Origin of the sequence: Flavobacterium potami (assembly GCF_020026915.1) — a bacterium.
GTDB lineage: Bacteria > Bacteroidota > Bacteroidia > Flavobacteriales > Flavobacteriaceae > Flavobacterium > Flavobacterium potami.
Genome location: NZ_JAINUY010000002.1, coordinates 469,381 through 495,400, shown reverse-complemented (window position 1 = coordinate 495,400; position 26,020 = coordinate 469,381). Strand labels below are relative to the sequence as shown.

The window sequence follows — 26,020 nt, the reverse complement described above, 5'->3', positions numbered from 1 at the left end:
TTTATTTTTCTTTTGAAGTTATAATAAGTCCTTCATCTAAAGGTATACTACTCATTTCTTGAATTTTTTCTTTTCTATAAGAGAACACCCAAAAGCCTAATCCTACAAAGAATAAGAAGAAAATTAAGAGGGAAAGAATCGGGTAAATTTCTATACCCGATATCGTTTCCATATTGTGTTTTATTTGTTCAAACATAATGCTGTTATTTAGTTTCTTTTACTTTAATATCAGTACCAAGTCTTTGAATATAAGCAATCAAAGCAACGATCTCCCTTTCATTCATTGGAATGAATTTTTCTCCTTTTGCAGCAGCTTTCTTACGACTGTCTTCATAACTTTTTACAAAGTCAGGATCACTTTCTAAGCTTTTTTCTATTTTAACCGCTTGTTCTCTTAAAGTTCTTTGTGCATTGGCAACATCTTCTGGAGAATATGGGACACCTAAAGAAATCATAGCTTGCATTTTCTTTTGCGTCAATGAAATATCCATCGGTTTATTATCAAACAACCATTTGTATCCTGGCATAATTGATCCAGCAGATGTACTTTGCGGATTCCACATGTGGTTAAAATGCCAGTTGTCGTTGTACTTACCTCCGACCCTTAACAAATCAGGTCCTGTACGTTTTGATCCCCATAAGAATGGATGATCGTAAACAAACTCCCCTGCTTTTGCCTGAACACCGTAACGTTCTACCTCACTTCTAAATGGACGAACAGATTGAGAGTGACATCCAACACAACCTTCTCTGATGTATAAATCACGTCCTTCTAATTCTAAAGGTGTATATGGTTTTACACTTGAAATTGTCGGAATATTTGATTTCACCATAATCGTTGGTACAATTTGAATAATACCTCCAATTAAAATGGCAATAGTAGCCAAGATTGTCAACTGAATTGGTTTTCTTTCTAACCAAGAGTGGAATTTTTCTCCTCTTACTCTTCCGCTGCTTATTCTTTGTAAAGCAGGTGCTTGAGCCAATTCATCTTCTACTGGAGAACCCGCTTTAATTGTCATTATGATATTGTAAACCAATGTCAACATACCGATTAAGTACAGAGATCCACCAATAGCTCTCATCCAATACATTGGCATAATAGCTGTTACTGTTTCCAGGAAGTTTCCATAAGTTAAAGTTCCGTCTGGGTTAAATTGTTTCCACATAGAAGCTTGTTGAAAACCAGCCACATATAACGGAATTGTATATACAATAATACCTAAAGTCCCAATCCAGAAATGGAAGTTTGCCAATTTCTTAGAGAATAACGTTGTTTTTGTCATTCTAGGAATTAACCAATAAATAATAGCAAACGACATAAATCCATTCCAAGCTAACGCTCCTACGTGTACGTGCGCTACGATCCAGTCTGTATAGTGCGCAATAGCATTTACATTTTTTAATGATAACATTGGTCCTTCAAAGGTCGCCATACCATAACCTGTAATCGCTACTACGAAGAATTTTAAAACTGGTTCTTCACGAACTTTATCCCAAGCTCCTCTTAAAGTCAAAAGACCATTGATCATACCTCCCCAAGATGGAGCAATTAACATTACAGAGAATGCAACTCCAAGATTCTGAGCCCAGTTTGGCAAAGCAGAATACAATAAGTGGTGAGGTCCTGCCCAGATATAGATAAAAATTAAAGACCAAAAGTGGATAATAGATAATCTATATGAGTAAACTGGTCTGTTTGCAATTTTTGGAACGAAATAATACATCAATCCTAAGAATGGTGTTGTCAAGAAGAATGCTACTGCATTATGTCCGTACCACCATTGTACCAACGCATCCTGAACACCTGCGTAAACAGAATAACTTTTTAAAGCAGAAACTGGTATTTCAATATTATTGAAAATATGCAATACTGCTACTGTAACAAATGTTGCCAGATAAAACCAGATTGCTACATACAAGTGACGCTCTCTACGTCTCAACATTGTACCAATCATATTGATTCCCATTACAACCCAAATTAAAGCGATTGCAATGTCAATTGGCCACTCTAGTTCTGCATATTCCTTAGAAGAAGTATAACCTAACGGAAGTGTAATTGCTGCCGCAACAATAATTAACTGCCAACCCCAGAAATGAAGGTTACTTAAAAAATCACTAAACATTCTGGCTTTTAGTAATCTTTGCAGTGAGTAATACATACCAGCAAAGAAAGCATTACCTACAAAGGCAAAAATAACTGCATTGGTGTGTAATGGTCTTAAACGGCCGTAACTAAGCCATGAGATCCCATCTGTCATGTTGGGAAAAAGGTACATTACCGCAAGGGTAAGCCCCACTAACATACCCACAACTCCAAAGAGTATTGTGGCGTAAATGAATTTTTTTACAATTTTGTTGTCGTAATAAAACTGTTCCATTTCCATAATTATACTTGTTTTTCTTCGATTGGTGAATTATTATTTTGGGAAATAATTTTGGTCTCATCGTCAAAAAGAATTCTGACTGAAGGTGTATAATCGTCGTCGTACTGGCCAGATTTGACAGCAATAATGAAAGCAATAAAGAAACAAATTGCCACGAAAATACTTACTGAAATTAAAAGATAAATAACACTCATACCGTAAATTTATGTTAACAAAATTACTAGGCGATTGGCGTTTAAAACATGATAATTATCATGGTCAAAGAAGAATCTTAAAATTAAAAAAAATATTCTTTGAATTATTTAAAACTAATCTAAATTACTCTTACTGAAATAGTTAGACATTATCGTAACAAAACTAACTATAGTAATTGTACTCAATGGCATTATGATTGCAGCGACCAAAGGAAGCAGATTCCCTGTAACAGCAAATGCGAGTCCAACAACGTTGTAGAGCAACGATAAAGTAAAACTCATCTTGATAATAGATATCGACTTGTGGGATAGCTTTAAAAAGTAATTTAACTTCGAAAATTCTGAGGCATCCAAGATTGCATCACAAGCGGGAGAGAAGACATTTACATTCTCCGAAATTGAAATCCCGACGTTGCTTTGTGCCAATGCCCCAGCATCGTTCAAACCGTCTCCAACCATCATTACATTTTTGCCTTTTTCTTGAAGCTTTTTGATGTACTCCAGTTTTTGTTCGGGTTTCTGATTGAAAATCAATTCTGTATTTTTAGGGAGAATAGCTTCTAGATTTGATCGTTCTCCATCATTATCTCCAGAAAGTACTTTGATTTCATACTCTTTACTCAGATTCACAAAAAGCTTTTCGAGACCTTCTCTATATTGGTTTTGAAATGTATATTTACCAAAATAGACCTCTCCTATTTTTATATGTAAAGCTGTTTTTTCAATTTCAGAACCATCTGCGACTATATTATTTACAAATTGCCCTGAGCCTATTTTAATTTCCTTACCTTCAATAACAGCTAAAATCCCCTTTCCTGTAATTTCCTGAAAATCATCAACATTAGTTCGTTTAACTTCTGGAAGAAAATCATAAAGCATTCTGCTTAAAGGATGGTTTGATCCTCGTAAAACATTCTTAATCAATATAACATCTGAATCAGAAATAGGATTTCCTTCATATAGTATATTCGATTTTTTATTGGTTGTAATAGTTCCTGTTTTGTCAAAAACAATAGTATCCACTTTGGCCAGCTGTTCAATTACAACGGCATTCTTTAAATAGAATTTCTTTTTCCCTAAAATCCTTAAAATATTTCCGAACGTAAAAGGAGCTGTCAACGCCAAAGCACAAGGACAAGCTACAATTAAAACTGCTGTAAAAACATTAAAAGCAATATTAGCATCAATAGAAATCCAATAACCAAAACCAGCAGATGCAATTAGCATTAAGATAGGGGTAAAATAACGGCTTATTGCATCTGTTATCGTTTTATGTTTTTGATCAACTTTTTTCTGAAAAATTTCGTTACTCCACAACTGCGTCAAATAACTTTGTGAAACAGAATGCAATACTTCCATTTCGATTACTTTTCCAATTTGTTTACCGCCCGCAAAGACTTTATCTCCAGATTTTTTGGTAATTGGAACCGCTTCTCCTGTTACAAAACTATAGTCGATTTCGGCACTTTCGCTGATTAAAATTCCATCAACTGGAATAAGTTCTTGGTTTCTAATTAATAAACGATCTCCTTTTAGAACATCGTAAATGGCAACATTATCTTCTGAAGTATCTTTATTAATTTTAGTAACCGCAATTGGAAAATAGGATTTAAAGTCTCTTTCGAAACTTAAAAAACTATAAGTTTTAATTTGAAACATTTTACCAAGAAGCATGAAGAACACCAAACTTGCTAAACTGTCAAAAAAACCTGGACCGTGATCCATAAGCATATCGTAAGTACTACGAATGAACATAACAATAATCCCCAAAGCAATTGGAATATCGATATTTAGCATTCGTGTTCTAATACTATGATAAGCTGAAACATAATAGCCACTTGCTGAATACAAGAAGGTTGGAAGGGCTAAAAGAAAAATCAATAACCTGAAAAATGGTTTGTAACTGTCTAACCAGAACTCTTTCATTTCGAAATATTCTGGAAACGAAAGCAGCATTATATTTCCGAAACAAAAAAATGCTACTCCCAATTTGTAAGTCAGACTTCTGTCTACTTTTGCTTTTCCCGTTTCATAGTTTTCTAAACTAATGTAAGGTTCGTAACCAATTGAACTCAAGAGGTACACGATATCTTTTAAAGAAACAACATCAGAATTAAAAGTAATTCTAACTTTCTTTTCATGAAAATTAACTTGCGAAATGCTAATTCCCGGCTGAAGTCTATTTAGATTTTCTAAAATCCAAATGCAAGAACTGCAATGAATGTGCGGAATACTTAAAGAAACGATTGCAGTATTACCTTCTTGAAATTCTAAAACTTTAGAAAGTATAGCTTCGTTCTCTAAAAAATCATATTTTCCTTTGATGTCTTGCGGAGTGGCACCGGGCGACTTTTCAAAATCATAATAAGAGGTTAAGTCGTTAACGCTGAAAATTTCGTAAACCGTTTTACAGCCTGTACAACAAAACTTCTTATCATCAAACTCAATTTCTTCATTTTGTTCAATAGATAAACCACAATGAAAACAACTTTGCTCCCTCATAAACTTGTTTTTATTTGTCGCAAATTTCCAATTAAAGCACAATTATTAAGATGATAATTGTCATGTTCTAATGAAATTGAGTTCTAAATTTAGTAAAATTTGAGAAGTCAAATTAGTATAAATTCTTATTTATAATAATTTTACCATCTAATAATGCCAAAAAGTCTCAAATATGCTTAATTTTGCATCAAACAAATATTGTCATGAATAAATGTGATCAATGCATTGTACGCCAATTAAGCTCGTTAAAAGCCCTTAATAAAGAGGAAGTTATAAAATTAGCGAATAGCAAAACCACTTATAAGATCAAAAAAGGTGAAGCGCTTTTTGAAGAAGGCGAAGTGACCAATGGTGTTTTTTGTGTTAAAGATGGTGTTGGAAAATTGTCTAAATTGAGCGCAAACGGAAAAGATCAAATTGTAAAATTGGTAAAATCTGGCGAACTTCTTGGACAACGTTCTATGATTAGCAATGAACCTGCAAACTTAACTGCAAAAGCAATTGCAGACATGGAAGTTTGTTTTATTCCTAAAACTGAAATCATTAATTTCTTTAATACCAATAATCAATTTTCTTTAAATATGATGCAGTCTGTCTGTGAAGATTTAAAAGAATCTGAAAATGAAAAAATTGCTTTAGTTCAAAAAACAGTTAAACAAAGACTAGCAGAGACTTTACTTCATTTACACGATGAATTTGGCGAAGACTCAGACAAAACCCTAAAAGTTCAGTTAACTAGAGAAGAATTGGCAGGAATTATTGGTACTGCAACCGAAAGTTGTATTCGTTTATTATCTGATTTTAATAAATTAGGTTTAATTGAATTAGTCGGCAAAAAAATTATGCTTAAAGATATTCGTGCTTTAAAGAAATTAGCCGATAACTAGAGCTTTTTAGCTTCATTCCAAAACACATCCATTTCTGTTAAGGTCATATCCATTAATGGTTTTCCTAATTCGTTTGCTTTGCTTTCAAGGTATTGAAAACGTTTAATGAATTTTTTATTGGTTCTTTCTAAAGCGTCTTCTGGATTTACATTTAAGAATCTAGCGTAGTTAATCATAGAAAACAAAACATCTCCGAATTCGTCTTCGATTTTATCCTGATTTCCGGCTTGAACTTCTTCTTGTAATTCTTGTAATTCCTCTTGCACTTTATCCCAAACTTGATGAGGTTCTTCCCAATCAAAACCTACTCCTTTTACTTTATCCTGAATTCTGCTCGCTTTTACCAAAGCAGGAAGACTTCTTGGAACTCCTTCTAAAACAGATTTTTTACCTTCTTTCAGTTTTAGTTTTTCCCAGTTTTGTTTGACTTCTTCTTCATTCTCCACTTTGACATCTCCATAAATATGAGGATGACGATGAATCAGTTTTTCGCAGATTTCATTACAAACATCCGCAATATCAAAATCGTTGGTTTCACTTCCAATTTTGGCATAAAAAACAATGTGAAGCAGTAAATCTCCCAATTCCTTTTTAACTTCGTTTAAATCATTGTCTAGAATAGCATCTCCCAATTCATAGGTTTCTTCGATTGTTAAATGTCTCAATGTCTGCAGGGTTTGTTTTTTATCCCACGGACATTGTTCACGAAGTTCATCCATGATATTTAATAATCTTTCAAACGCTTTTAATTGGTTCTCTCTACTCATTTTGAAGTTCTTTAGATTTAAAACTTGATTTTGTAAAAATAAAAAATCCTGTCAAGAAAACATCTTAACAGGATATTATATATTTAAAAAGAAACGATTTATTCTTCTTCTTTTTTAGCTTTTGCTTTTTTTGCAGCTGGAGCTTTTTTTGGTTTTTCAGCAACTGGAGCTTCTTCTTTTGGTTCTTCAACCGCAGGAGCTAAATCTGTTACTAAACCTTTTGCTTGAAGTGTGTTGTACCAGTTTAATACTTTTTTAATATCTGATGGATAAACTCTTTCTTCATCGTAATCTGGAAGAATTTGTTTAAAATAAGCTGCTAAAGTAGCATTGTCTTCTTTATGAGAAATGGCTTGACCTTTGTTTTCTTTAACGGCAATCTGCTGCATTACTTCAGTTAATGGTTTTTCACCTTCATAAGTGTAAATCGAAATTTCAGACAATAAACTTACATTGCTTTTTAGATTTACAGTAATCTTCTTCCCATCAATTAATGATTCTGCCACAAAACCTGTACGAGTTTGTACTTTCAATTCGTATAAACCTGGTTTTCCTGAAATGGCTAAAATTTTCGTTAAATTCATTTTTATTAAAATTAGTATTAAGAATTTTCTTTATATTTTATTTCTAAATCATTAGAAATTTATCTTCCTTTTTTTGCTGCAAAAAACTTCATTCTATATTCCTGAAACGTTTTTCCTTCAGTAATATTTTTAAGCTTCTTTTGGATCAGACGTTTTTTAAGAGACGAAATTTTATCTGTAAATAAAATTCCTTCAATATGATCATATTCGTGCTGAATAACTCTTGCAATTAAACCATCAAATACTTCTGTTTTCATTACAAAATCCTCCTCGCAATACTCGATTGTTACGGTTGGTTTTCTGTAAACATCTTCACGTACATCCGGAATACTCAAACAGCCTTCATTAAAACCCCATTCCTCACCTTCTTCTTTTACAATTTTAGCATTGATGAAAGTCTTTTTAAAACCTTTCAAATCTTTTTGTTCCTCAGAAGGAAGATCCTCATCATCACTAAAAGGAGTTGTATCAATAACAAACAAACGAATTGGAAGCCCAACCTGCGGTGCAGCAAGTCCAACTCCGTACGCATTATACATAGTCTCGTACATATTTGCGATTGTTTCTTTTAGGTTTGGATATTCTGGCGTAACGTCCTGCCCTACTTTTCTTAAAACAGGATCACCGTATCCTACAATTGGTAAAATCATTTGTTTTTGTTTATATTTTTTAAGCTGTAAAAACAGAATTCAAGTTCTGATAATTCAGCTGGCAAAAATAGTAAAAAATAGTCAATGAATAATTCTTATATTATTTTATATCATATTTTTTCCCAGTCGTTAAAAATCTCATCCATAATTATGCCAAAATCACTGGTACAATTCTTACCTTTGTTAGTAAACCTCTATTTATGATTGACAAAATTTCAAAATTTACGAACAGTACTTCATTTTTTAATGCTTCCAAAGTAACTATTGCTTCTGTTGTTCCTGTTTTGGTTTTAAATTTTTTGGGTCATTTTGAAATTGGGTTTACAATCGCTCTTGGAGCATTTTACACTTATCCCAGCGATATCCCAAGTTCTTTAAGTCATAAAATAAAAGGGTTAATTGCGGCTTCTTTTATTGTTTCGGGAGTAAATTTATTGGTAAATCTCGTTTATCCCTATCCTTTTCTATTCTATATTTTCTTAGGGTGTTTACTATTTTTATGTTCCATGATTTCGGTTTATGGACAACGAGCAACTTTAATTTCATTCTCGGCATTATTATCAATTTCTCTTTCTTTTGGACATTTACATGAAGGATGGGAAGCTTTTGAATATTCTGGTTTTATATTTATTGGAGGAATTCTCTATTTAATAGTATCTCTGGTTTTTCATTTTGTACAACCTTATAAATATGTAGAACTTCAGATTGCAGAAGGAATCAAACTTACAGCCAAATATTTAAAATTAAGAGGCGATTTATGGAGTCCAGAAGCAGACAGAGAAGCGATTATCGAAAAACAACTTGCAATTCAGGTCGATTTGAATTTGATACACGAGGATTTAAGAAAGTCTTTGATTGGAAACCAGAATGCGTCTGGAACTACAAGTCAGAACAGAAAAATGCTTTTGGTTTTTATCACTTTAGTTGAAATTCAAGAATTGGCTCTTTACACATCATTTGATCACAATAAACTTCACGAAAAATTTGACAAACATCCCGATGTTTTAAGAACTTATCAGAATGTTGCTTATAAATTAGCTTCTACCTTAAAGAAACTTTCTAAAAATGTTCGACATATAAGTGTCTATGTTGATAAGCAGGACTTAAAAAATGAATTGGACGCTCTGGAATTTGCTATTTTTGATTACGAAAAAACCTTAGGAAAAGAAGAAGCTGCAGAAGGTGTTTTGATGCTGACTAATATGCTGAAATACGCTAAAAATCAGGTTGGAAAAATTAAAACCATTCAGCGTGCACTTTCTTTAGCAATGCAGTCATACAAATTAAAAGACAAAGATAAAGAGCTTGAAAAATTCTTAACTCCACAATATTATCCGCTTCGTACTTTGATTGAAAATTTAAGTTATTCTTCTTCTATTTTCAGACATTCAATACGATTAACAATTACCATTTTGATTGGATTTTTCCTAGGACAAATTCTTCCTTTTCAAAACGTGTATTGGATTTTGCTGACCATTGTCGTAATCATGCGTCCAGGTTACGGATTAACAAAAGAACGATCTTACAACAGAATGTTTGGAACTGTTTTAGGAGGAATTCTTGCATTTGGAATTGTATCTGTAATTCAGAATCATGTTGCTTTAAGTATTTTCTCTATTATCTGTATGCTTTTAGGAATTTCGTTTACACAAATCAACTATAAAGTCAGTGCGACATTTGTTACGATGTACGTGGTTTTTATTTACGGAATTTTGACTCCTGATATTAATGAAGTAATTCAATACAGAATATTAGATTCACTCGCCGGAGCCATTTTAGCATTTATTGCCAATCAATTTTTGTGGCCTGCTTGGGAATTTATCAATACACCAATTCATATAGAAAATTCGATTCGGGCCAACAGAACATACCTAAAAGAAATTGCTGATTTTTACAATAAAAAAGGAGAAGTTCCAATGTCTTATAGATTAGCCAGAAAAAATGCATTTGTTGAAATTGGAAATTTAATGACTTCTTTTCAAAGAATGATGCAGGAGCCAAAATCGAAACAGAAAACAATGCCTTTGGTTAATAAAATAGTGGTCTTAAATCATTCTTTATTATCAGCATTAGCTTCACTTTCAACATATATTCAATCTCATCAGACCACTTCTGCTTCAGAATCCTTTAATTATATTATAAAAACAATTTTAGCAAATTTAGATCATGCTATTTCTGTGCTAAGAAATGAAGTTATATTACAAGATACATTTTTTGAAAAAGAAGATGTCACTTTACAATTTGAAGAGTTAAAACGAAAGAATTTCACGCGTTTGACCGAAGATGATGACTTGGATAAAGAAACCCGTCAGGCTAAAATGCAAGAAGCTCAAATGGTAATTGAACAATTGATATGGATGAGTAATCTCGCCGAAAAAATTCTCACAAACACAACCGATTTAAAAGCAACAAATCCAGATTAATTCATCTGGATTTGTTTTTACTATATTATTGAGAAGCTTATTTTATCTTTAAAACTTCTGCCGTATGTTTTCTAAGCTCTGCTAGAAGTTCTGGCTTATCATTTAAAGTCTGACCATAAGAAGGAATCATATTTTTTAATTTTGTTTCCCACTCTGGAGTTTTGATTTGTTTTGTAAAACATCTGCTAATCAAGTCAAGCATAATACCAACAGCCGTAGATGCACCTGGAGAAGCACCTAATAAAACCGCCAAGGTTCCGTCATGCGTATTGATTACTTCAGTTCCAAACTCTAAAACCCCACCTTCTTTTTCATCTTTTTTAATTACCTGAACACGTTGCCCTGCTTTTTCAAGTGTCCAGTCTTTAGAACGTGCAGTTGGTAAATATTCGCGTAAAGCTTTCATTCTATCCTTTGGAGACTGACGAACCTGCTCGATCAAATATTTAGTCAATGGAATATTATGATATCCAGCAGCCAACATCGGAATTAAATTATTAGCTTTAATTGACAAAGGCAAATCTAAATAAGAACCGTTTTTAAGAAAACGCGTTGAAAAGCCCGCGAATGGTCCAAAAAGAAGTGCTTTTTCTCCATCAATAACGCGTGTATCAATATGAGGAACAGACATTGGAGGAGCTCCAACGCTTGCTTTTCCGTAAACCTTTGCTGCGTGTTTTGCAATAACTTCCGGATTTGTACATTTCAACCATTGCCCACTTACAGGGAAACCACCATAACCATGACCTTCTGGTACATTTGCTTTTTCTAACAAAGGTAAAGAACCTCCACCAGCACCAATAAATACAAATTTAGTGTAAGCTTTACGAGTATTTCCTGTTGACAAGTCTTTAATTTTAATTCTCCAAGAACTGTCTTCACGCTGTCTTAGTTTTTTAACTTCGTGATTGAAAAATAAAGAAACACCATCTAGCTTTTCTAGGTAATTGAACATACTTCTTGTTAAAGCACCAAAATTGACATCGGTACCAATTTCCATATGTGTCGCTGCTAGTTTTTCATCGGCATTACGTCCTTCCATAACTAACGGCATCCATTTTTGAAGCTGTTCAAAATCGGTGCTATAAGTCATTTCAGCAAAAATAGGATTGCTTTGAAGTGCGTCGAATCTCTTTTTTAAATAATCAACGTTTTTATCTCCCCAAACAAAACTCATATGAGGAACGCTTTTAATAAAATTATCTGGAGAAGGAACTTTGTTTTCCTGCACTAAGTAAGACCAAAACTGGCGTGAAATCTCAAATGACTCTGCAATACTTATTGCTTTTTTAGGATCTATGCTTCCGTCTGCCTTTTCTGGAGTATAATTTAATTCACAAAAAGCAGAGTGTCCTGTTCCAGCATTATTCCAAGCATCAGAGCTTTCTGCTGCAGCAACATCTAATCTTTCGTAAATTTCAATTTTTATATCGGGTTGTAATTCTTTCAAAATTACCCCTAGAGTGGCACTCATTATTCCAGCGCCAATGAGTACTACATCACTATTTGAACGTATGGTTTCGTCAGGCATAACAGTATTTTTATTTAAAGTGCAAAGGTACTTTTTTAATTGCAAAAAAAAACTAATTTTTACATGATAAAAGTTAGGATTTTGTAAAAACCTTTAAATTATAAACAAAAAATACGACGTACAGCGTTATTTTTTTGCGGAAAGATAATCTTGAAGCAAAATTGTAGCAGAAATTTCGTCTATTAAACCTTTATTCTGACGTTGCTTTTTACTTAATCCGCTGTCGATCATGGTTTGGAACGCCATTTTTGAAGTAAAACGCTCATCAACTCTAATCACTTTCATGTCCGGAAAAATGTTTGAGAAATGTTTTGCAAAACCATTAATTATTGAGGCACTTTCAGATGGAAGTCCGTTCATTTGTTTTGGTTCTCCAATCAAAACAGCTTCCACTTTTTCTTTTGCGAAGTAATCTTTCAAAAAATCAACCAAAGTATGCGTCGGAATTGTGGTTAAACCCGAAGCAATAATCTGCATTTCGTCTGTCACAGCCAATCCTGTGCGCTTTTGTCCGTAATCTATGGAGAGGATTCTTGGCATGTTATAAAGTTTTTAAACAAGGTTTGAAAGTAAAATCATAATTTTTAAAGAGAGTTTCTATATTTTATAAAACTGAAAACGAAAACAATGTTTTCATCGATATTAACCTCAGAAACAGAAACGTAACCTTTAAAAACATAATCCCTAATATTTTCATTATCAAAATACCTTGATTTTTTAAAAAGAAAAGGATGTTTTAAATCTTTTTTAATATTTCTAAGTAAATCTTTCCTAAACTTTAGTGCTGCTCTAGGTTTATCTTTATAAATATAATGTACTTGTTCTTTTAATAATTCTAAAAATTCATTCGAAATTTTAATTGTCATATTCCGAAAATGTATTATCTAAAATTGAATCTACTTCATCTACTGAATATAACTTTTCATTGCCACTTTTCAATTTAGAATAAGCTGAATGTACCTTTCTTTTATCATTATCAAAATCAGAATCTTCTTCAATAATTGTCAATTCACTAGGAGAAAATTCACTTAATAACTTAAGTACTTTCTCTCTGATTTCTGGTTGAAATTCTAATCTAATCGCTTCCATAATACTTTCATTTTACAATACAAATATAGGCCTTTAAATTCATGTTTTTTTTAAATTAAACTTAAAACAAAAATCCGCCCTGAAAAATTTCAAGACGGACTTTCTATCCAAATATTCAAAAACCTAAAAAATAACTCAATTTATCTTCCGAACAGGCGACTAAAAAATCCTCTATGCTCCTCTTCTTCACCTTCTTCTTCTACATAATTAGAAAATTTAGCATGTGCTTTTTCATGTTCAAAAATCAACTCCTTAATATATTCAACGTAAGTCCTCTTCTTTTCTTCCAGAAAACCAATTAAGTACTTCTCGCTAAATTCAACTCCGCTTGCTGCTTCAATCTGCAAGAGTTTTTTGTATAATGGTTCAATATGAACCGCAATTACTTCCTGAGGGACAGCTTGTCTTCTTGCAAAATAATTTACAATAACATCATTTTCATCTCGGGCAATATCAAAGTCTGTAATTACCCAATAATACCTTCCAGACTTTGCACGATTTTTTACAATAGCATGAAAGTTTTTTCCGTTTTTAAGATTCTCCCAAAGCACCTTAAAAATAACTTTTGGCATATCGGGGTGTCGAATAATATTGTGTGGCTGCCCCATTAATTCATAGTCTTCGTAACCACAAACATCTACAAAAACTTCGTTGGCATATTCTATAATACCAAAAGCATTTGTTTTACTCATAATAACACGGGTTTTATCCCAAGCTACTTCTTTGTCAATGATTACTTTGTTTTGAAATTGATTTTCTTGATTCATACTTACTGCTTAATATGATTATTTTGTTTGAGTGGAATGTTTTTCAACAGGACGAAATTAGATAGAACAAAAAGCATAAAATCTGACTTTTGTCATATTTTGACATAAAAAAAACTTTTAGAGGTAAGTAGATAAAAATTTAAACTAAAGAGTTTTTGAAGTTTTACAAATAAGAAACAAAAAGTTAAATATGTAACATTTTACAGCCGTTTTGCTTTTTTGCATTTCTACAAATACCTTATCTTTGCCAAAAATTTTAACGTATGAATTCTTTACAGACTATAATTGAACAAGCTTGGGAAAATAGAGCTTTATTGCAAGAAACTACAACAACTGATGCCATTAGAGAAGTTATCGAATTGGTAGACGCAGGAAAATTACGTGTTGCTGAACCAGTTGGTGACAAATGGCAGGTAAACGAATGGGTTAAGAAAGCAGTTGTAATGTATTTCCCAATTCAAAAAATGGAAACATGGGAATCTGGTATTTTCGAATATCATGACAAAATGTTATTAAAAAGAAATTATGCAGAAAAAGGAATTCGTGTAGTACCAAATGCTGTTGCTCGTTACGGTGCTTACATTTCTAGTGGTGTTATCTTGATGCCTAGTTATGTAAACATCGGTGCTTATGTTGACGAAGGAACAATGGTTGACACTTGGGCAACTGTTGGTAGTTGTGCTCAAATCGGCAAAAACGTTCATTTAAGCGGTGGTGTTGGTATCGGTGGTGTTCTTGAACCATTGCAAGCGGCTCCGGTTATTATTGAAGACGGTGCTTTTATCGGATCTCGTTGTATTGTAGTTGAAGGTGTTCACGTTGGTAAAGAAGCAGTTCTTGGTGCAAACGTATGTTTGACAGCGTCTACAAAAATTATCGATGTTACTGGTGATGAGCCAGTAGAAATGAAAGGTTTTGTTCCTGCTCGTTCGGTAGTTATTCCTGGAAGTTATACTAAAAAATTCGCTGCTGGTGAATTTCAAGTTCCTTGTGCCTTAATTATTGGTACTCGTAAACCATCTACAGATTTAAAAACTTCTTTAAACAATGCACTTCGCGAATACGATGTTGCTGTATAGGTTTTAAAAAATCAATTATAAAAAAAATTCCAAACTCCAATTCTTATAATTGGGATTTGGAATTTTTTATTTGATGTTTATTGCTATTTATTGTTTTTTTTGAAGTTTTATCAGTTTAGCATATTTCATATAAGAGAAAAATGCCTGAATCATTGCAATTGACAATCCATCAAGACCATTAAAAATCCCTTTTTTAAAGAAGTAACAACGAATAAAAGCCACAGTTCCGTTAAGAACAGGTTTAAAAGCATTAATTCGTTTTCCCTGATCAAATAATTGCTGAGCATGCCAGCCAGAATATTGGTTCTTTTTGGCAATAATCTGATCTAAAGAATCCCATCCGTAGTGTAGAATATGTACTGCAACTTTTTTCTCGTTTTGGGTTATAATTTTCTGATGTACCTTAGAATCTGAAGGATGAGCTGTCTGTTTATTAAAAAAACGAACTTTATGATCTGGATACCATCCTGAAAAATCTATTAATTTGTTGCCTAAAAAATTTTTAACTCTAAAACTAAAGGCATCATAATTTCCTTCTAAATATTTTCCTTTTGCAATAAAATCTTCGGCATCGGCATCTAAAAACTCATCGGCATCGAGATTCAAAATCCAGTCATTTTTACAAAAAGGCAAACCATGTGTACGTTGTGGCCCGTCTCCTAAAAAAGCTTGCTCAACCACATGTGCTCCTTTTTCTTTTGCTATTTCAACTGTACGATCTTTACTAAAAGAATCCACAATAATAACTTCATCGCAAACTTTAAATAAAGCATCAATACATTTCCCTATATTTTTTTCTTCATTGAAAGTAATAACCAAACCGCTAATTTTCATTGTAAAATTTAATTAATTCAGCACAAAAATATAACTTTTTAATTTAGTTCGATCTTATTAATGTTAGGACTTGTGCACTTCATAAAATAGTTTGTACTTTAGCCTTCAAATTGAATATTAAAACAAAATGAGAATATTAGTTATTCAGCAAAAAAGAATTGGAGATGTCTTAACCAGTACAATTATTTGCAACAACTTAAAGGCAAAGTTTCCAGATTCTGTGATTGATTATATGTGTTATCCTAATTCGATTGATGTTCTTAAAGAAAATCCGAATATCGACAACATTATTCCTGTAACTAATAAAATCAGAAAATCTACTCTTGGGTTCTTTAAATTCATTTTTGAAATTCGAAGAAAAAAATATGATGCGGTAATTGATGTTTACAGTAAATTAGGAACAAATCTTATTACATTGTTTTCTGGTGCAAAATATAAAGTTTCGTATCATAAATGGTATTCCAATATTTTTTACAATTATAGCTATAAGCGTTTTGATGCCATAAAATCTGAATTTGGTCTTGCAATTGAGAACCGATTATTGCTTTTAAAACCATTTTTTTCTGAGAAAATAACAAACGTAAAACCGAAAATCTTTCTAAAAGATTCTGAAATTGCTGAAGCAAAAGTTCTATTAAAAAACCACAATATTGATCCTGAAAAACCAATTATTATGTTTGGAATTTTAGGAAGCGAACACTATAAAACTTATCCACTTGACGGAATGGCTAAAATTATAGATTTTACAGTAGCTAAAACAAACGCTACTATTCTCTTTAATTATATTCCGAACCAGAAAGAGCAGGCCTTGGAAGTTTTTAATTATTGTTCTGAAGAAACAAAAAAGAATATTGTTTTTGATTTATATGCTACTGATTTAAGACAGTTTCTAGCAATACTTTCGCAATGTGAAATGTTGATTGGAAATGAAGGTGGCGCAGTAAATATGGCAAAAGCCTTAGAAATACCGACTTTTTCTATTTTCACACCTTCTGTTAGAAAGGAAACATGGCAGTTATTTGAAAATGAAGCAAAAAACGCATCAATTCATTTAAAAGATCTAAAACCAGAGATTTACGAAAAGCATACAGAACAATATATCAAAGATCATACTTTCGAATATTATGCTGAATATCCGTTAGCTCTAATGCTTGAAAAATTAGAAGCTTATTTTCAAGAATATAAAAATTGAAAAAAGTAAAAGCATCGAATGAAAAGCAATGAAAATCAAAAATTATCCGTTTTAATCATTACACTTAATGAAGAAGAGCGTATAAAAGCGCTTCTTGAAAACCTTGATTTTGCAGATGAAATAATCGTTATAGATTCCTACAGCACCGACAAAACAGTTGAAATTGTTAAATCGTTTAAAACTGTAAAACTGATTCAGAATAAATTTGTCAATTATACATCGCAACGCAATTTTGCTTTAGATCAGGCTGAAAATTCGTGGGTTTTATTTATCGATGCTGATGAGCAGCTATCTGTAGCGTTAAAAAAAGAAATTGTTGCTACAATTAACGATAAAGATGCTGGTAGTGCCTATTTTATATACCGCACTTTCATGTTCAAAAACAGCAAGTTGCATTTTAGCGGATGGCAGACAGATAAAATTTTCAGATTGTTCGACAAATCTAAGTGCAGATACAATGAAGAGAGAATGGTTCATGAAAAATTAATTGTTGACGGTCCCATTTCTATCTTAAAGAATAAATTAATACATTTTTCATATACTTCATTTCAAGATTATAAATCAAAAATGTACAATTATGGCGTCCTAAAAGCTCATGAAAAAAGAAAAAAAGGACAAAAACCACAATTGTTACTTATGATTTTTCATCCTTTATATACTTTTTTATATCAATTTATAATTCGATTAGGTTTTTTAGATGGACCAAAAGGAATAACAATCTGTTATCTAAACGCTTACAGTATTTTTATTCGCTATAAAGAATTAAAAAGAATTACTTTTTCCAGAATTTAAGTTTCTTTTTCAGGCGTTTTTTTCTATAAAACTGTTCCTGAAAATCTGCTGTATATTTCCATAAAGTTTCAAAAATCTTCTGCTCAGATTCCGGATAATATTTAGCATATTCATTACTCATTACTGCCACCATTTCTTTTAACGGAGTCAGACGGCATAAGTTTTTCATACGCATTTCAAAAGGCATTTCTTTATGAAATTCCATTCTGTTTAAATCAACAAGATAAAAACTATAATTTCCGTCGGCATTCTTTTTTATTAAAGTATTTCCTGGCGAATGATCTAAAAACTCAATTCCTTTCTCATGAAGATCAAAACTAAATTTAGTAAACTGTCTTAAAATATTTTCGCGGTCTGGAAAATCTGGTATTTCTACCAATTCTCTGTATGTAAGATCACATTCTAACTGTTCGCTTACATAAAAGCTTTTTTCTAAACCTATTATTGATGAAAATTCAGCAAACGCAATAGGCTTTGGAGTTCCAACACCTAATTCTAACAATTTATTTGCAAACTCAAAAGAACGCTTTGCTTTTGACTTTCTGAAATATTTATAAGCGATTTTATTGATAAAATGGGGAACCTTAAACGATTTTATATTTATTTTTTTATCATCTAAATCGAAAAGTTTTATCTGATTGCGCTGACCAATTACAAAGTCTTCTCCTTTTGTATTAAAAAAACGAATATATTCAGTAAGAATATTTTCAAATTTTTCGTATCCGCGATTTAATCTTAAAATCATAAAAATTGTTTCAGCAAATTTAGCTAGTTTTACCAACTAATAAAAACTATTTCAAAGATAATGCATATTACTCTTATAAGTCTTGACAACTGGGGACTCAACAAACATATCGCCATAAGCTTGGAAAAACAAGGTCACACAGTTCATCATATTGACTTTAATGCATTCAAATACAAGTATCCTTCCATATTGCATAAAGCATATAATGTTGTTTTAAAAACTTTTTTCAAAACAAATCTTAAACATTTGCATTATGGAAATGAAATCTTAAAAAAATTAAAAGAGAACAACCAGAAACAGGATGTTATTCTAACTATTAAAGGCGATTTTATTAGTCCGAAAAGTATTTTGGAATTCAAAAATTATACAGAAAAATCTATTGGCTTCTTTAACGATAATATTTACCGTTGCCCAAAGATCAAAAGAGTTCTCCATTGCTTTGACGAAGTTTACTCATTTGAAAAAGAAGATTGCGCAAATTATAATTTAAAATTCGCCTCCAATTGGATTTACAATTCAGAAAACACAAGTGTTGAAAATCAATTTGAATATGACGTTTTTAATATCAGTTCAATCGACAAGAGACTTCCAATATTAAAAAGAATCGCAGCCAATTTGGCTTCACAGAATTCAAAATTTAAGTTTATCATTTACGATAAAAAGCAAAAAGACAATGACGAAAATATTACCTATATAAGAAGTCACATGCCTTTAAGCGAAGTAAATGATTATATTAACCGCTCAAAAGTACTTTTAGACATTAACCGACTTGGCCAAAGTGGACTTACTTTTAGAGTTTTCGAAAGTTTGGGCCTAGAGAAGAAACTAATCACCACAAATGCGGATATTAAAAATTACGATTTTTACAATCCTAATAACATTCTTATTATTGATGAAAACAATCCAATTATACCAATGGAATTTTTCGAAAACGAATATGAAAAAATACCTGATTCAATTCTAGAAAAATATACTTTAAAGGGCTGGACCAATCATGTTATTCTAAAAGAAAATTCGCTGTAATTTTTGATTCAAGAACCTAAATCTTGTAGGATTCAATTTATTTAATATATTTTTAACCATAATACTTTTGCATTAAACATAGGTTTACTATGTTTGTAAAAGTTAAAAAATTAGTTAAAAACACTATAATAAAATTCTGTTTCCTCAAAAATGACATTTACTTTTGGTTCTTTTCTATTAATTATATTGCTTTCTTTAATTGTCTCTGTTTTATTGGTAAATAAAGTGGTAAAAATAGATGTAGTAGATGTCCGTTATCCAGAAATCGATGGATTAAGAGGCTATCTGGCATTTTTTGTTTTCTTACATCATAGTTATATTTGGAGGTATTTTCTTCAAAGTGACGAATGGAACGAACCTGATGTAAATCTATTTAACCACTTCGGACAAACCACAGTTGCTTTTTTCTTTGTGATTACAGCTTTTTTATTCACTTTAAAATTGATAAACAGTAAAAACAAACAAATTAACTGGTCTGCCTATATCAATGCACGTGTATACAGACTATTTCCTATGTATCTTTTTTCTGTTGGAATTATATTTCTTATTGTTGGCTATTTAACAAATTTCAAATCCAAAATCCCTTTCTCAGAAAACATTTTAGCTATACTTTCATGGATATTTTTTAATATCAAAAAGGGTTTAAACATCAACGGATTTGAAAACAGTTCTTTGCTAAATGCGGGAGTAACTTGGACACTGCCTTACGAGTGGGCCTTCTATTTTTTACTTCCTCTTATTGCGCTCTTTTTTAAGATTAAAGTAAATTACAAAGTCATTTTGCTGTTTACTCTTGCAGCCACCACCATAATGATTATCAACGGTGCCTCTTTGAGACATTTCCTCCCTTTTATTGGAGGTATTATTGCAGCTCTAATAATCAGTAAAAACATATTTGGCAACATTTTAAAGCAAAAGAAATATACCTTTTTAGCCATTTTACTAATTGCGTGTTCTATTTATTTCTTTAATAGCGGAAGAAAGCCAATTCCAGTTATTATTACGTCAATCGTCTTTATAATAATTGCTTCTGGAAATAACTTTTTCGGACTTTTATCAAGTACTTTTTCTCGAAAATTCGGACAAATAACCTACAGTATTTATCTATTGCATGGCACTTTATTATTTATTCTGTTTTATTTCATTATCGGTTTAGAGGAAGCCAAAGAATTAACTGATTTTGAATTTTGGTCGATTATTGCCCTATCTGTCTTTCCTTTAATCTTCTTTAGTCAATTGACATTTAAATATATCGAACATCCATTGATGGAGTTAGCGAAAGCAAAATCAAAATCTTCATCTTCTAAAGCATAAACAATTAGTTTTATAAAAAGCTTTAAAAACCAAATAGAATTTCTATTTACAAATACTATAAAAAGCAATTACAAGTAAAATTTATAACTTTGTAATCTTAAAATATAATTTGTAAAATGAACGAGGAAATCATCAACGCATACGAAGTAATTAAAAATGGAGGTATAATCTTGTACCCGACAGATACCGTTTGGGGAATCGGTTGTGATGCTACCAATCCTGAAGCTGTTGCTAAAATCTACAAATTGAAACAACGTGCAGAAACACAAAGTATGATTGTTTTAATGAATGGCGAAAAGATGATGTACAATGTTTTTAAAAACATTCCTGAAGTAGCTTGGCAAATCTGGGATTTATCAGACAAACCAACTACTTTAATCCTTGATGACGCCAGAAACGTTGCTCCAAATATTATTGCCGCCGACAAATCACTAGGAGTTAGATTGGTAAAAGAACCTTTCTGCTACAAATTGATGGAAAGAATGAAAAAGCCTTTAGTTTCAACTTCTGCTAATATTTCAGGACAACCAACTCCAATTGCTTTCAAAGATATTAGTCCAGAGATTATAAATGGTGTCGATTATGTGGTCAAACTAAACCAAGATAAAATCAACGGAAAATCTTCTACAATCATTAAATTGACAAATGACTCACAAGTAAAAGTGATTCGTAAATAGTTTTTTTAGTTTCAGGTTTCAGGTTTCAAGTTTCAGGTTATTGAAATACTTTTGCCGTTTTACCGCAAAGTCCGCAAGGTTATTTTACGGAACTTCTTAAAAACGCAAAGTTCGCAAAGCTTTGTCTAAAAAACTTTGCGAACTTTGCATTTAAGTCCAGCAACTTGAAACTTGAAACCTGAAACTTGAAACTCTAAACCGTTTTCAAACTCTCAATCAACCAATCGATATCTTCTTTTGTGTTGTAATGACTAAATGAAATTCGAAGATTTGGCAATTTTAAATCGGTTTCCGAAAGCATTTCGTTTAATACGTGCGAAGGTTTTATACTTCCAGATTGACAAGCGCTTCCTCTGGAAACTGCAATTCCTTTCATATCTAAACTAAAAAGCAGCATTGAGGTTTTATCTGAAGAAAAAGGTAGAATAATATTGATGATATTGTAAAAATCATCCTTTTTACCGTTAATCCTAAAATCTGGAAAATGAATCTCTAATTGCTCAATCAGATAGTTTTTCAAATCTAAAATATAAGCCCTTTCCTGATCCAGTTTTTCATAAGAAACAGACAAAGCTTTTGCCATTCCCGCTATTTGATGTACTGCTTCTGTTCCTGCACGCAGACCTTTTTCCTGCTCACCACCGAAAAGTAAAGGTTGCAAACCGGAATTTTTTCTAACAAAAGCAAATCCGACACCTTTTGGTCCGTGAAATTTATGTGCACTAGCCAAAATAAAGTCAACAGGAGTCTTTTGCAGATCGATTTCCGTCTTTCCAACAGACTGAACTGTATCAGAATGAAATAATGCGTTATACTGCTTGCAAATCAAACTTACGCGATCCAGATCCAAAATAGCTCCAGTTTCGTTGTTAACATGCATTAAACTTACCAAAGTCTTCTTCTCTTCAGACAATAAATTAGACAAATGAGTCAAGTCTAAACTACCATCAGAATTGACATTTACATAATCAACCTGGATATTGAATTCTTCTTTAAGCACCCAAACAGTATGCAAAACAGCATGATGTTCGATTTTTGAAGTAATGATTCTTTCAATTTTAAGATCCTCGACAGCAGAACGTAGTATCCAGTTATCGGCTTCGGTCCCGCCAGAGGTAAAAATTATTTCCTGAGCGGTGCAGTTCAAATGCTTTGCAATGCTTTTTCTTGAAAGCTCCAATATTGTTTTACCGTTTCTTCCAAAACTATGTGTCGACGATGGATTTCCGTAATCCTCAACCATAACTTTGGTCATTTCCTGAATTACTTCTGGACGCATTGCAGTTGTTGAGGCGTTATCTAGGTATACTTTTTTCATTGCTGCAAAGTTAAGAAATATCAATTGTGAAATCTTAAATATCATTTGGCATTTTTTTCACTATTTTTGACCAAAATAAAATTTACAATGAAAAAATATACTGCCCTCCTACTATTCGCCCTTTTTCTAAATGGCTGCGATGATGGAGATTTAACTGTAGACAATATAACATTTGATGAAGATAAAGAAGCTCAGGTCTGTGGTGATCCTTTGACAAGTAATCTGATCTATCAATTAAAAACTCAGGAAGCACTTTTACTTCAAATGCCTGCGGGATCATTTAGAAACGAAAATGATTCCATATATACTTATACTATTGACGGAAAAGGCAATGGATCTTATCGTGTTGTATATAGAGCTTATGACGGGACTGTTGCAAGCACAAACATCTGCGGCACCATTCCGCCGAGTACTCCAAAAGTAACAGAAGAATGGCTTGGAACAGATGGTGTAATCGAAATTGAAAGTACCGCAAATGAAGTTCCTAATGCAACCGATGGAAGTTCTAAAATAACGGGATATACTCATAGTGTCATCTTTAGAAATATCACATTTGCAAAGCCATCCGGAATTCAGACTAACGCAGAATTTATTTTTGGAAAATATGTAACTACTACATCAATACCCAGCCCAACTTTTCCTGCAGATCAAGAAGTTATTGAATGTTCTGTAATGAAAGGGATTTATAATTATAACACTAATCTTTATTTATCAATTGAAAACATTGATACTGAATTAATTAAACCCGAAATCACGCCAACTGGTCAACCTAGAGAAAGTTATATAGAAACTGCAAAAAACAACGTCTATTACAGAACGGCTAAAAAAGATACTGGTTCTTTTACAGAAGATGCAATTTGCGTAGAAAAAAAGCCAACAACACCAACAGTTGATCAAACATGGACAGGTCGATTAGGCAGTAAAGAAAGTAACGGTGGAATTATCCAAGTAACCACAACAAGACTAGGAGAAACTCAAACTTATACCCATACAATCGTACTTAAAAATGTAACTTTACAAAGAGGGACAAAAGGACAAAACTCGTTTAAACTAGGAAACAGTTTCCTTCTTGGAACCATTACCAAAACATATTGATTTCTTAGAAAAGAGAAAACCAACCAAAAATATTTCCTACAAAAAACGTCTGTTTTTCAGAAGCTGATTTACGATCAAATCACACTAGAAAACAGACGTTTTTTTATGCTCAAAAATGAGCCTTTTAATAGACTTTAAATGTATCTTATTTATTGTTTTGCCTAAAATAAACTTCAGTTGCACCAAGGCCATATTTTTGATAATTGGCATCCTGAAAATCGATTCCGTCATAACGACCCAATAAAAAATCAAGTTCGGCTTTTAAAATTCCTTCACCAACACCGTGAATAAAAACGATTTTTGGAATGCGATTTCTGATTGCAAATTCGATATGTCTTTTTGCCGTTTCGGTCTGCAAAGTCAAAATATCGTAATTAGACATTCCGCGTTTATTTGGAACTAATTTTTCGATGTGTAAATCAAATTCTGGAACACCAACATCCCGTTTATCTTTCTTTTCTTTGACAAAACTTCTCGGTTTTGGCTGAATTTTTTCTTTTGAAGCTTCATCTAAATCTATTCTTTTAATAGAATTCATTAAATCACTGGAATCTTGAATTTTAAGTAATTCATTGACAAAAAATGTCATCATGAATCCATCCGTAGTTTCTATTAAAACTTCGTTGTTTTTGACCGAAACGACTGTTCCGTTTATGGCTTCATCAAGAACCGAAACCTTATCTCCTTTTATCAGCATGCTACTCTTCTTTATCGTTATTTTTACTTGGTGTTTTAGCGCTCAGCTGCATCATTCCAAACATGAAAACCACGATTGCAACAATCATGATATAAATATTTTTATCTTCTGAAACTTGCTCATATAAGGCAACCGAAATGGCAAGAATCATAATTATAATTTTAAAAGCTTTCATCAATTCAAAGTTTAAGATTTCAAAAGTATAAAACTTTCAAATAGTACTTCTATCCTACTCGAAACGTTTGTCATATTTTTTTAGTAAAATTGCAAAAAAGAACCACAATGAATTTAGAGAAATATATGATTCCGTGCCTGTTCAAAAACATCTTTGGTTTTGACTGTTTGGGCTGTGGTTTTCAACGCTCTTTATTCTTACTTTTTCGAGGAGAGTTTTTAGCCGCTTTCAAAATGTATCCGGCTATATTTTCTTGTCTTTTACTATTCGGTTTGATAGCGCTTCATTATTTAGACAAATCTAAAAATTACAAAAAACTGATTTGGAAAATGACAATCGTCAATCTTGTTTTTATGCTTGGCGGTTATTACTTCAAACACTTTTGAATTTAGTTTTTAGTTTTTAGTTTTTAGTTTTTAGTTTTTAGTTTTTAGTTTTTAGTTTTTAGTTTTTAGTTTTTAGTTTTTAGTTTTTAGTTTTTAGTTTTTAGTTTTTAAAAAATCGCTTCGCTCTTTTGGAATTTGGAATTTTAAAATTTGGAATTTCCAACACCTTTTATTTCTTAATCTGATCCAGAATATCATTCATCATCTCGATTTGTACTTTCTGAATTTCGATTAATTCTTGCTGCTGATGCATAATTAAATGATCAATTTTATCATGAATCATTCTAATTTCTAATTCTGATTTTAAATTAATCATATAATCTTTTTTAGCTCTATTTCTATCTTTTTCTTCCTGACGATTTTGGCTCATCATAATTACCGGAGCCTGCAAAGCAGCGACACAAGAAAGAATCAGATTCAGTAAAATAAATGGATAAGGATCAAATCCTTTATTCAAAAAAATATAAACATTGGAACCGATCCAAATGGTAATAAAAACAACAAAAGAGATAATAAACGTCCAGCTTCCTCCAAAATCTGCCACTTTATCTGCCACTCTTTGTCCGAGGTTACGGGTTTCTTCTTCATCTTCCACACTGCTTACTATCGATTTATCGTCTTTTAAAGAAGAAATAACACTTTTTTCCATTGCCGAAAGTGCTCCAATTTCTGTAGAAAGATAATTTGAAATATACTTCTGACGGTATACATTTAACTCGTTTACAGCAATACAATCATCATCATTAAAATCAGGAAACTCTTTTTTTATTAAACCTAAAATGGGATCATGAATAGATTTACCGCAGATTTTCTCGCTTTCAGCAAAAGGAAGTCCAGAAATCGCACTTTTAAACGTTGAATTATTTTTCATTTTTATAAATTTTGAAAGCTAATTTACGCAATTAACTTCTT

Annotated in this window: 28 protein-coding genes; 10 read left to right on the top strand and 18 right to left on the bottom strand. The window is 32.1% G+C overall.

Going from position 1 to position 26,020, the window contains the following annotated elements; genetic code table 11:
- Position 1: 1 nt before the first annotated feature.
- The 4 genes from K6T82_RS07990 to K6T82_RS07975 form a co-directional block, all read right to left on the bottom strand.
- On the bottom strand, positions 2-196 hold the full coding sequence (locus K6T82_RS07990) for a CcoQ/FixQ family Cbb3-type cytochrome c oxidase assembly chaperone (protein ID WP_223705409.1): 195 nt from the start codon (positions 194-196) through the stop codon (positions 2-4).
- 7 nt (positions 197-203) lie between these two features.
- On the bottom strand, positions 204-2,387 hold the full coding sequence (gene ccoN / locus K6T82_RS07985; RefSeq protein ID WP_223705408.1) for a cytochrome-c oxidase, cbb3-type subunit I: 2,184 nt from the start codon (positions 2,385-2,387) through the stop codon (positions 204-206).
- A 2-nt stretch (positions 2,388-2,389) separates the two neighbouring features.
- Complete coding sequence (gene ccoS / locus K6T82_RS07980) at positions 2,390-2,581, bottom strand: cbb3-type cytochrome oxidase assembly protein CcoS (protein ID WP_091491194.1); 192 nt, start codon at positions 2,579-2,581, stop codon at positions 2,390-2,392.
- A gap of 114 nt (positions 2,582-2,695) precedes the next feature.
- Positions 2,696-5,083: a heavy metal translocating P-type ATPase gene (locus tag K6T82_RS07975; protein ID WP_223705407.1), complete on the bottom strand. Its 2,388-nt coding sequence runs from the start codon at positions 5,081-5,083 to the stop codon at positions 2,696-2,698.
- Positions 5,084-5,286: 203 nt separating this feature from the next.
- On the opposite strand from K6T82_RS07975, the gene K6T82_RS07970 reads away from it, so the two are divergent.
- The gene (locus tag K6T82_RS07970) at positions 5,287-5,970 is read left to right on the top strand and encodes a Crp/Fnr family transcriptional regulator (RefSeq protein WP_223705406.1); all 684 of its coding nucleotides are present in this window, start codon (positions 5,287-5,289) and stop codon (positions 5,968-5,970) included.
- Here the strand turns inward: K6T82_RS07970 and mazG are convergent.
- The 3 genes from mazG to def all read right to left on the bottom strand — a co-directional run bounded on the left by mazG (position 5,967) and on the right by def (position 7,971).
- Complete coding sequence (mazG, locus tag K6T82_RS07965; protein WP_223705405.1) at positions 5,967-6,737, bottom strand: nucleoside triphosphate pyrophosphohydrolase; 771 nt, start codon at positions 6,735-6,737, stop codon at positions 5,967-5,969. The two genes, K6T82_RS07970 and mazG, sit on opposite strands and share 4 nt — an antisense overlap.
- A 98-nt stretch (positions 6,738-6,835) precedes the next feature.
- On the bottom strand, positions 6,836-7,321 hold the full coding sequence (locus K6T82_RS07960; RefSeq protein ID WP_223705404.1) for a DUF5606 family protein: 486 nt from the start codon (positions 7,319-7,321) through the stop codon (positions 6,836-6,838).
- Positions 7,322-7,380: 59 nt separating this feature from the next.
- Positions 7,381-7,971, bottom strand: coding sequence for a peptide deformylase (def, locus tag K6T82_RS07955; protein ID WP_223705403.1), 591 nt, complete (start codon positions 7,969-7,971; stop codon positions 7,381-7,383).
- A 200-nt stretch (positions 7,972-8,171) separates the two neighbouring features.
- Between def and K6T82_RS07950 the strand changes: the two genes are divergently transcribed.
- Positions 8,172-10,394, top strand: coding sequence for an FUSC family protein (locus tag K6T82_RS07950; protein ID WP_223705402.1), 2,223 nt, complete (start codon positions 8,172-8,174; stop codon positions 10,392-10,394).
- A 37-nt stretch (positions 10,395-10,431) separates the two neighbouring features.
- Here the strand turns inward: K6T82_RS07950 and K6T82_RS07945 are convergent, their stop codons facing one another.
- The 5 genes from K6T82_RS07945 to K6T82_RS07925 all read right to left on the bottom strand — a co-directional run bounded on the left by K6T82_RS07945 (position 10,432) and on the right by K6T82_RS07925 (position 13,781).
- Complete coding sequence (locus K6T82_RS07945; protein WP_223705401.1) at positions 10,432-11,925, bottom strand: malate:quinone oxidoreductase; 1,494 nt, start codon at positions 11,923-11,925, stop codon at positions 10,432-10,434.
- Positions 11,926-12,051: 126 nt separating this feature from the next.
- On the bottom strand, positions 12,052-12,465 hold the full coding sequence (gene ruvX / locus K6T82_RS07940; protein ID WP_223705400.1) for a Holliday junction resolvase RuvX: 414 nt from the start codon (positions 12,463-12,465) through the stop codon (positions 12,052-12,054).
- Positions 12,466-12,509: 44 nt separating this feature from the next.
- Positions 12,510-12,791, bottom strand: coding sequence for a type II toxin-antitoxin system RelE/ParE family toxin (locus K6T82_RS07935; RefSeq protein ID WP_223705399.1), 282 nt, complete (start codon positions 12,789-12,791; stop codon positions 12,510-12,512).
- Complete coding sequence (locus tag K6T82_RS07930; RefSeq protein ID WP_223705398.1) at positions 12,781-13,014, bottom strand: hypothetical protein; 234 nt, start codon at positions 13,012-13,014, stop codon at positions 12,781-12,783. Before K6T82_RS07930 ends, K6T82_RS07935 begins: the two co-directional genes overlap by 11 nt.
- 140 nt (positions 13,015-13,154) lie before the next feature.
- On the bottom strand, positions 13,155-13,781 hold the full coding sequence (locus K6T82_RS07925; protein WP_223705397.1) for a PAS domain-containing protein: 627 nt from the start codon (positions 13,779-13,781) through the stop codon (positions 13,155-13,157).
- 263 nt (positions 13,782-14,044) lie between these two features.
- Between K6T82_RS07925 and K6T82_RS07920 the strand changes: the two genes are divergently transcribed.
- Positions 14,045-14,860 carry a 2,3,4,5-tetrahydropyridine-2,6-dicarboxylate N-succinyltransferase gene (locus tag K6T82_RS07920; protein WP_125719511.1) on the top strand — a complete coding sequence of 272 codons (816 nt, stop codon included), beginning with the start codon at positions 14,045-14,047 and terminating at the stop codon, positions 14,858-14,860.
- A gap of 87 nt (positions 14,861-14,947) precedes the next feature.
- On the opposite strand, the gene K6T82_RS07915 is transcribed toward K6T82_RS07920, so the two are convergent.
- On the bottom strand, positions 14,948-15,694 hold the full coding sequence (locus K6T82_RS07915; RefSeq protein WP_223705396.1) for a glycosyltransferase family 2 protein: 747 nt from the start codon (positions 15,692-15,694) through the stop codon (positions 14,948-14,950).
- 127 nt (positions 15,695-15,821) lie between these two features.
- On the opposite strand from K6T82_RS07915, the gene K6T82_RS07910 reads away from it, so the two are divergent.
- Together K6T82_RS07910 and K6T82_RS07905 are read left to right on the top strand one after the other, a co-directional pair.
- The gene (locus K6T82_RS07910; protein WP_223705395.1) at positions 15,822-16,886 is read left to right on the top strand and encodes a glycosyltransferase family 9 protein; all 1,065 of its coding nucleotides are present in this window, start codon (positions 15,822-15,824) and stop codon (positions 16,884-16,886) included.
- A gap of 18 nt (positions 16,887-16,904) precedes the next feature.
- Positions 16,905-17,678, top strand: a complete 774-nt coding sequence (locus K6T82_RS07905) for a glycosyltransferase family 2 protein (RefSeq protein ID WP_223705394.1) — start codon at positions 16,905-16,907, stop codon at positions 17,676-17,678.
- On the opposite strand, the gene K6T82_RS07900 is transcribed toward K6T82_RS07905, so the two are convergent.
- Complete coding sequence (locus K6T82_RS07900) at positions 17,659-18,423, bottom strand: lipopolysaccharide kinase InaA family protein (RefSeq protein WP_223705393.1); 765 nt, start codon at positions 18,421-18,423, stop codon at positions 17,659-17,661. The genes K6T82_RS07905 and K6T82_RS07900 overlap by 20 nt on opposite strands.
- Before the next feature lie 60 nt (positions 18,424-18,483).
- Between K6T82_RS07900 and K6T82_RS07895 the strand changes: the two genes are divergently transcribed.
- The 3 genes from K6T82_RS07895 to K6T82_RS07885 all read left to right on the top strand — a co-directional run bounded on the left by K6T82_RS07895 (position 18,484) and on the right by K6T82_RS07885 (position 21,437).
- Complete coding sequence (locus K6T82_RS07895) at positions 18,484-19,446, top strand: WaaS/CpsH family glycosyltransferase (RefSeq protein ID WP_223705392.1); 963 nt, start codon at positions 18,484-18,486, stop codon at positions 19,444-19,446.
- Between the two features lie 150 nt (positions 19,447-19,596).
- On the top strand, positions 19,597-20,760 hold the full coding sequence (locus K6T82_RS07890; protein WP_223705391.1) for an acyltransferase family protein: 1,164 nt from the start codon (positions 19,597-19,599) through the stop codon (positions 20,758-20,760).
- 116 nt (positions 20,761-20,876) lie between these two features.
- Positions 20,877-21,437, top strand: a complete 561-nt coding sequence (locus K6T82_RS07885; protein WP_223705390.1) for an L-threonylcarbamoyladenylate synthase — start codon at positions 20,877-20,879, stop codon at positions 21,435-21,437.
- Between the two features lie 193 nt (positions 21,438-21,630).
- Here the strand turns inward: K6T82_RS07885 and K6T82_RS07880 are convergent, their stop codons facing one another.
- Positions 21,631-22,755 (bottom strand): cysteine desulfurase family protein, encoded by a 1,125-nt coding sequence (locus K6T82_RS07880; RefSeq protein WP_223705389.1) that lies wholly within the window; start codon positions 22,753-22,755, stop codon positions 21,631-21,633.
- Positions 22,756-22,842: 87 nt separating this feature from the next.
- Between K6T82_RS07880 and K6T82_RS07875 the strand changes: the two genes are divergently transcribed.
- Positions 22,843-23,850, top strand: a complete 1,008-nt coding sequence (locus tag K6T82_RS07875; protein WP_223705388.1) for a hypothetical protein — start codon at positions 22,843-22,845, stop codon at positions 23,848-23,850.
- 145 nt (positions 23,851-23,995) lie between these two features.
- On the opposite strand, the gene K6T82_RS07870 is transcribed toward K6T82_RS07875, so the two are convergent.
- Together K6T82_RS07870 and K6T82_RS07865 are read right to left on the bottom strand one after the other, a co-directional pair.
- Entirely contained in the window at positions 23,996-24,547 is a 552-nt protein-coding gene (locus K6T82_RS07870) for a Smr/MutS family protein (RefSeq protein ID WP_223705387.1), read from the bottom strand.
- 1 nt (position 24,548) lies between these two features.
- Positions 24,549-24,722 carry a hypothetical protein gene (locus K6T82_RS07865; protein WP_223705386.1) on the bottom strand — a complete coding sequence of 58 codons (174 nt, stop codon included), beginning with the start codon at positions 24,720-24,722 and terminating at the stop codon, positions 24,549-24,551.
- A 107-nt stretch (positions 24,723-24,829) separates the two neighbouring features.
- Here K6T82_RS07865 and K6T82_RS07860 point away from each other — a divergent pair, with 107 nt between their 5' ends.
- Positions 24,830-25,108: a DUF2752 domain-containing protein gene (locus tag K6T82_RS07860; RefSeq protein ID WP_223705385.1), complete on the top strand. Its 279-nt coding sequence runs from the start codon at positions 24,830-24,832 to the stop codon at positions 25,106-25,108.
- 169 nt (positions 25,109-25,277) lie between these two features.
- On the opposite strand, the gene K6T82_RS07855 is transcribed toward K6T82_RS07860, so the two are convergent.
- Entirely contained in the window at positions 25,278-25,979 is a 702-nt protein-coding gene (locus tag K6T82_RS07855; RefSeq protein ID WP_223705384.1) for a DUF1003 domain-containing protein, read from the bottom strand.
- Positions 25,980-26,020: the final 41 nt, after the last annotated feature.

Excerpts from the sequence above, each read along its gene's own strand:
- K6T82_RS07915 (WP_223705396.1), bottom strand. The coding sequence starts at position 15,694 with ATGAAAATTAGCGGTTTGGTTATTACTTTCAATGAAGAAAAAAATATA.
- K6T82_RS07975 (WP_223705407.1), bottom strand. The coding sequence starts at position 5,083 with ATGAGGGAGCAAAGTTGTTTTCATTGTGGTTTATCTATTGAACAAAAT.
- K6T82_RS07970 (WP_223705406.1), top strand. The coding sequence starts at position 5,287 with ATGAATAAATGTGATCAATGCATTGTACGCCAATTAAGCTCGTTAAAA.
- K6T82_RS07910 (WP_223705395.1), top strand. The coding sequence starts at position 15,822 with ATGAGAATATTAGTTATTCAGCAAAAAAGAATTGGAGATGTCTTAACC.
- K6T82_RS07890 (WP_223705391.1), top strand. The coding sequence starts at position 19,597 with ATGACATTTACTTTTGGTTCTTTTCTATTAATTATATTGCTTTCTTTA.
- ruvX (WP_223705400.1), bottom strand. The coding sequence starts at position 12,465 with ATGCCAAGAATCCTCTCCATAGATTACGGACAAAAGCGCACAGGATTG.
- K6T82_RS07950 (WP_223705402.1), top strand. The coding sequence starts at position 8,172 with ATGATTGACAAAATTTCAAAATTTACGAACAGTACTTCATTTTTTAAT.
- K6T82_RS07920 (WP_125719511.1), top strand. The coding sequence starts at position 14,045 with ATGAATTCTTTACAGACTATAATTGAACAAGCTTGGGAAAATAGAGCT.
- K6T82_RS07945 (WP_223705401.1), bottom strand. The coding sequence starts at position 11,925 with ATGCCTGACGAAACCATACGTTCAAATAGTGATGTAGTACTCATTGGC.
- ccoN (WP_223705408.1), bottom strand. The coding sequence starts at position 2,387 with ATGGAAATGGAACAGTTTTATTACGACAACAAAATTGTAAAAAAATTC.
- K6T82_RS07875 (WP_223705388.1), top strand. The coding sequence starts at position 22,843 with ATGAAAAAATATACTGCCCTCCTACTATTCGCCCTTTTTCTAAATGGC.
- K6T82_RS07880 (WP_223705389.1), bottom strand. The coding sequence starts at position 22,755 with ATGAAAAAAGTATACCTAGATAACGCCTCAACAACTGCAATGCGTCCA.
- K6T82_RS07935 (WP_223705399.1), bottom strand. The coding sequence starts at position 12,791 with ATGACAATTAAAATTTCGAATGAATTTTTAGAATTATTAAAAGAACAA.
- mazG (WP_223705405.1), bottom strand. The coding sequence starts at position 6,737 with ATGAGTAGAGAGAACCAATTAAAAGCGTTTGAAAGATTATTAAATATC.
- K6T82_RS07960 (WP_223705404.1), bottom strand. The coding sequence starts at position 7,321 with ATGAATTTAACGAAAATTTTAGCCATTTCAGGAAAACCAGGTTTATAC.
- K6T82_RS07855 (WP_223705384.1), bottom strand. The coding sequence starts at position 25,979 with ATGAAAAATAATTCAACGTTTAAAAGTGCGATTTCTGGACTTCCTTTT.
- K6T82_RS07900 (WP_223705393.1), bottom strand. The coding sequence starts at position 18,423 with ATGATTTTAAGATTAAATCGCGGATACGAAAAATTTGAAAATATTCTT.
- K6T82_RS07925 (WP_223705397.1), bottom strand. The coding sequence starts at position 13,781 with ATGAATCAAGAAAATCAATTTCAAAACAAAGTAATCATTGACAAAGAA.
- K6T82_RS07885 (WP_223705390.1), top strand. The coding sequence starts at position 20,877 with ATGAACGAGGAAATCATCAACGCATACGAAGTAATTAAAAATGGAGGT.
- def (WP_223705403.1), bottom strand. The coding sequence starts at position 7,971 with ATGATTTTACCAATTGTAGGATACGGTGATCCTGTTTTAAGAAAAGTA.
- K6T82_RS07905 (WP_223705394.1), top strand. The coding sequence starts at position 16,905 with ATGAAAAGCAATGAAAATCAAAAATTATCCGTTTTAATCATTACACTT.
- K6T82_RS07865 (WP_223705386.1), bottom strand. The coding sequence starts at position 24,722 with ATGAAAGCTTTTAAAATTATAATTATGATTCTTGCCATTTCGGTTGCC.
- ccoS (WP_091491194.1), bottom strand. The coding sequence starts at position 2,581 with ATGAGTGTTATTTATCTTTTAATTTCAGTAAGTATTTTCGTGGCAATT.
- K6T82_RS07870 (WP_223705387.1), bottom strand. The coding sequence starts at position 24,547 with ATGCTGATAAAAGGAGATAAGGTTTCGGTTCTTGATGAAGCCATAAAC.
- K6T82_RS07990 (WP_223705409.1), bottom strand. The coding sequence starts at position 196 with ATGTTTGAACAAATAAAACACAATATGGAAACGATATCGGGTATAGAA.
- K6T82_RS07860 (WP_223705385.1), top strand. The coding sequence starts at position 24,830 with ATGAATTTAGAGAAATATATGATTCCGTGCCTGTTCAAAAACATCTTT.
- K6T82_RS07930 (WP_223705398.1), bottom strand. The coding sequence starts at position 13,014 with ATGGAAGCGATTAGATTAGAATTTCAACCAGAAATCAGAGAGAAAGTA.
- K6T82_RS07895 (WP_223705392.1), top strand. The coding sequence starts at position 18,484 with ATGCATATTACTCTTATAAGTCTTGACAACTGGGGACTCAACAAACAT.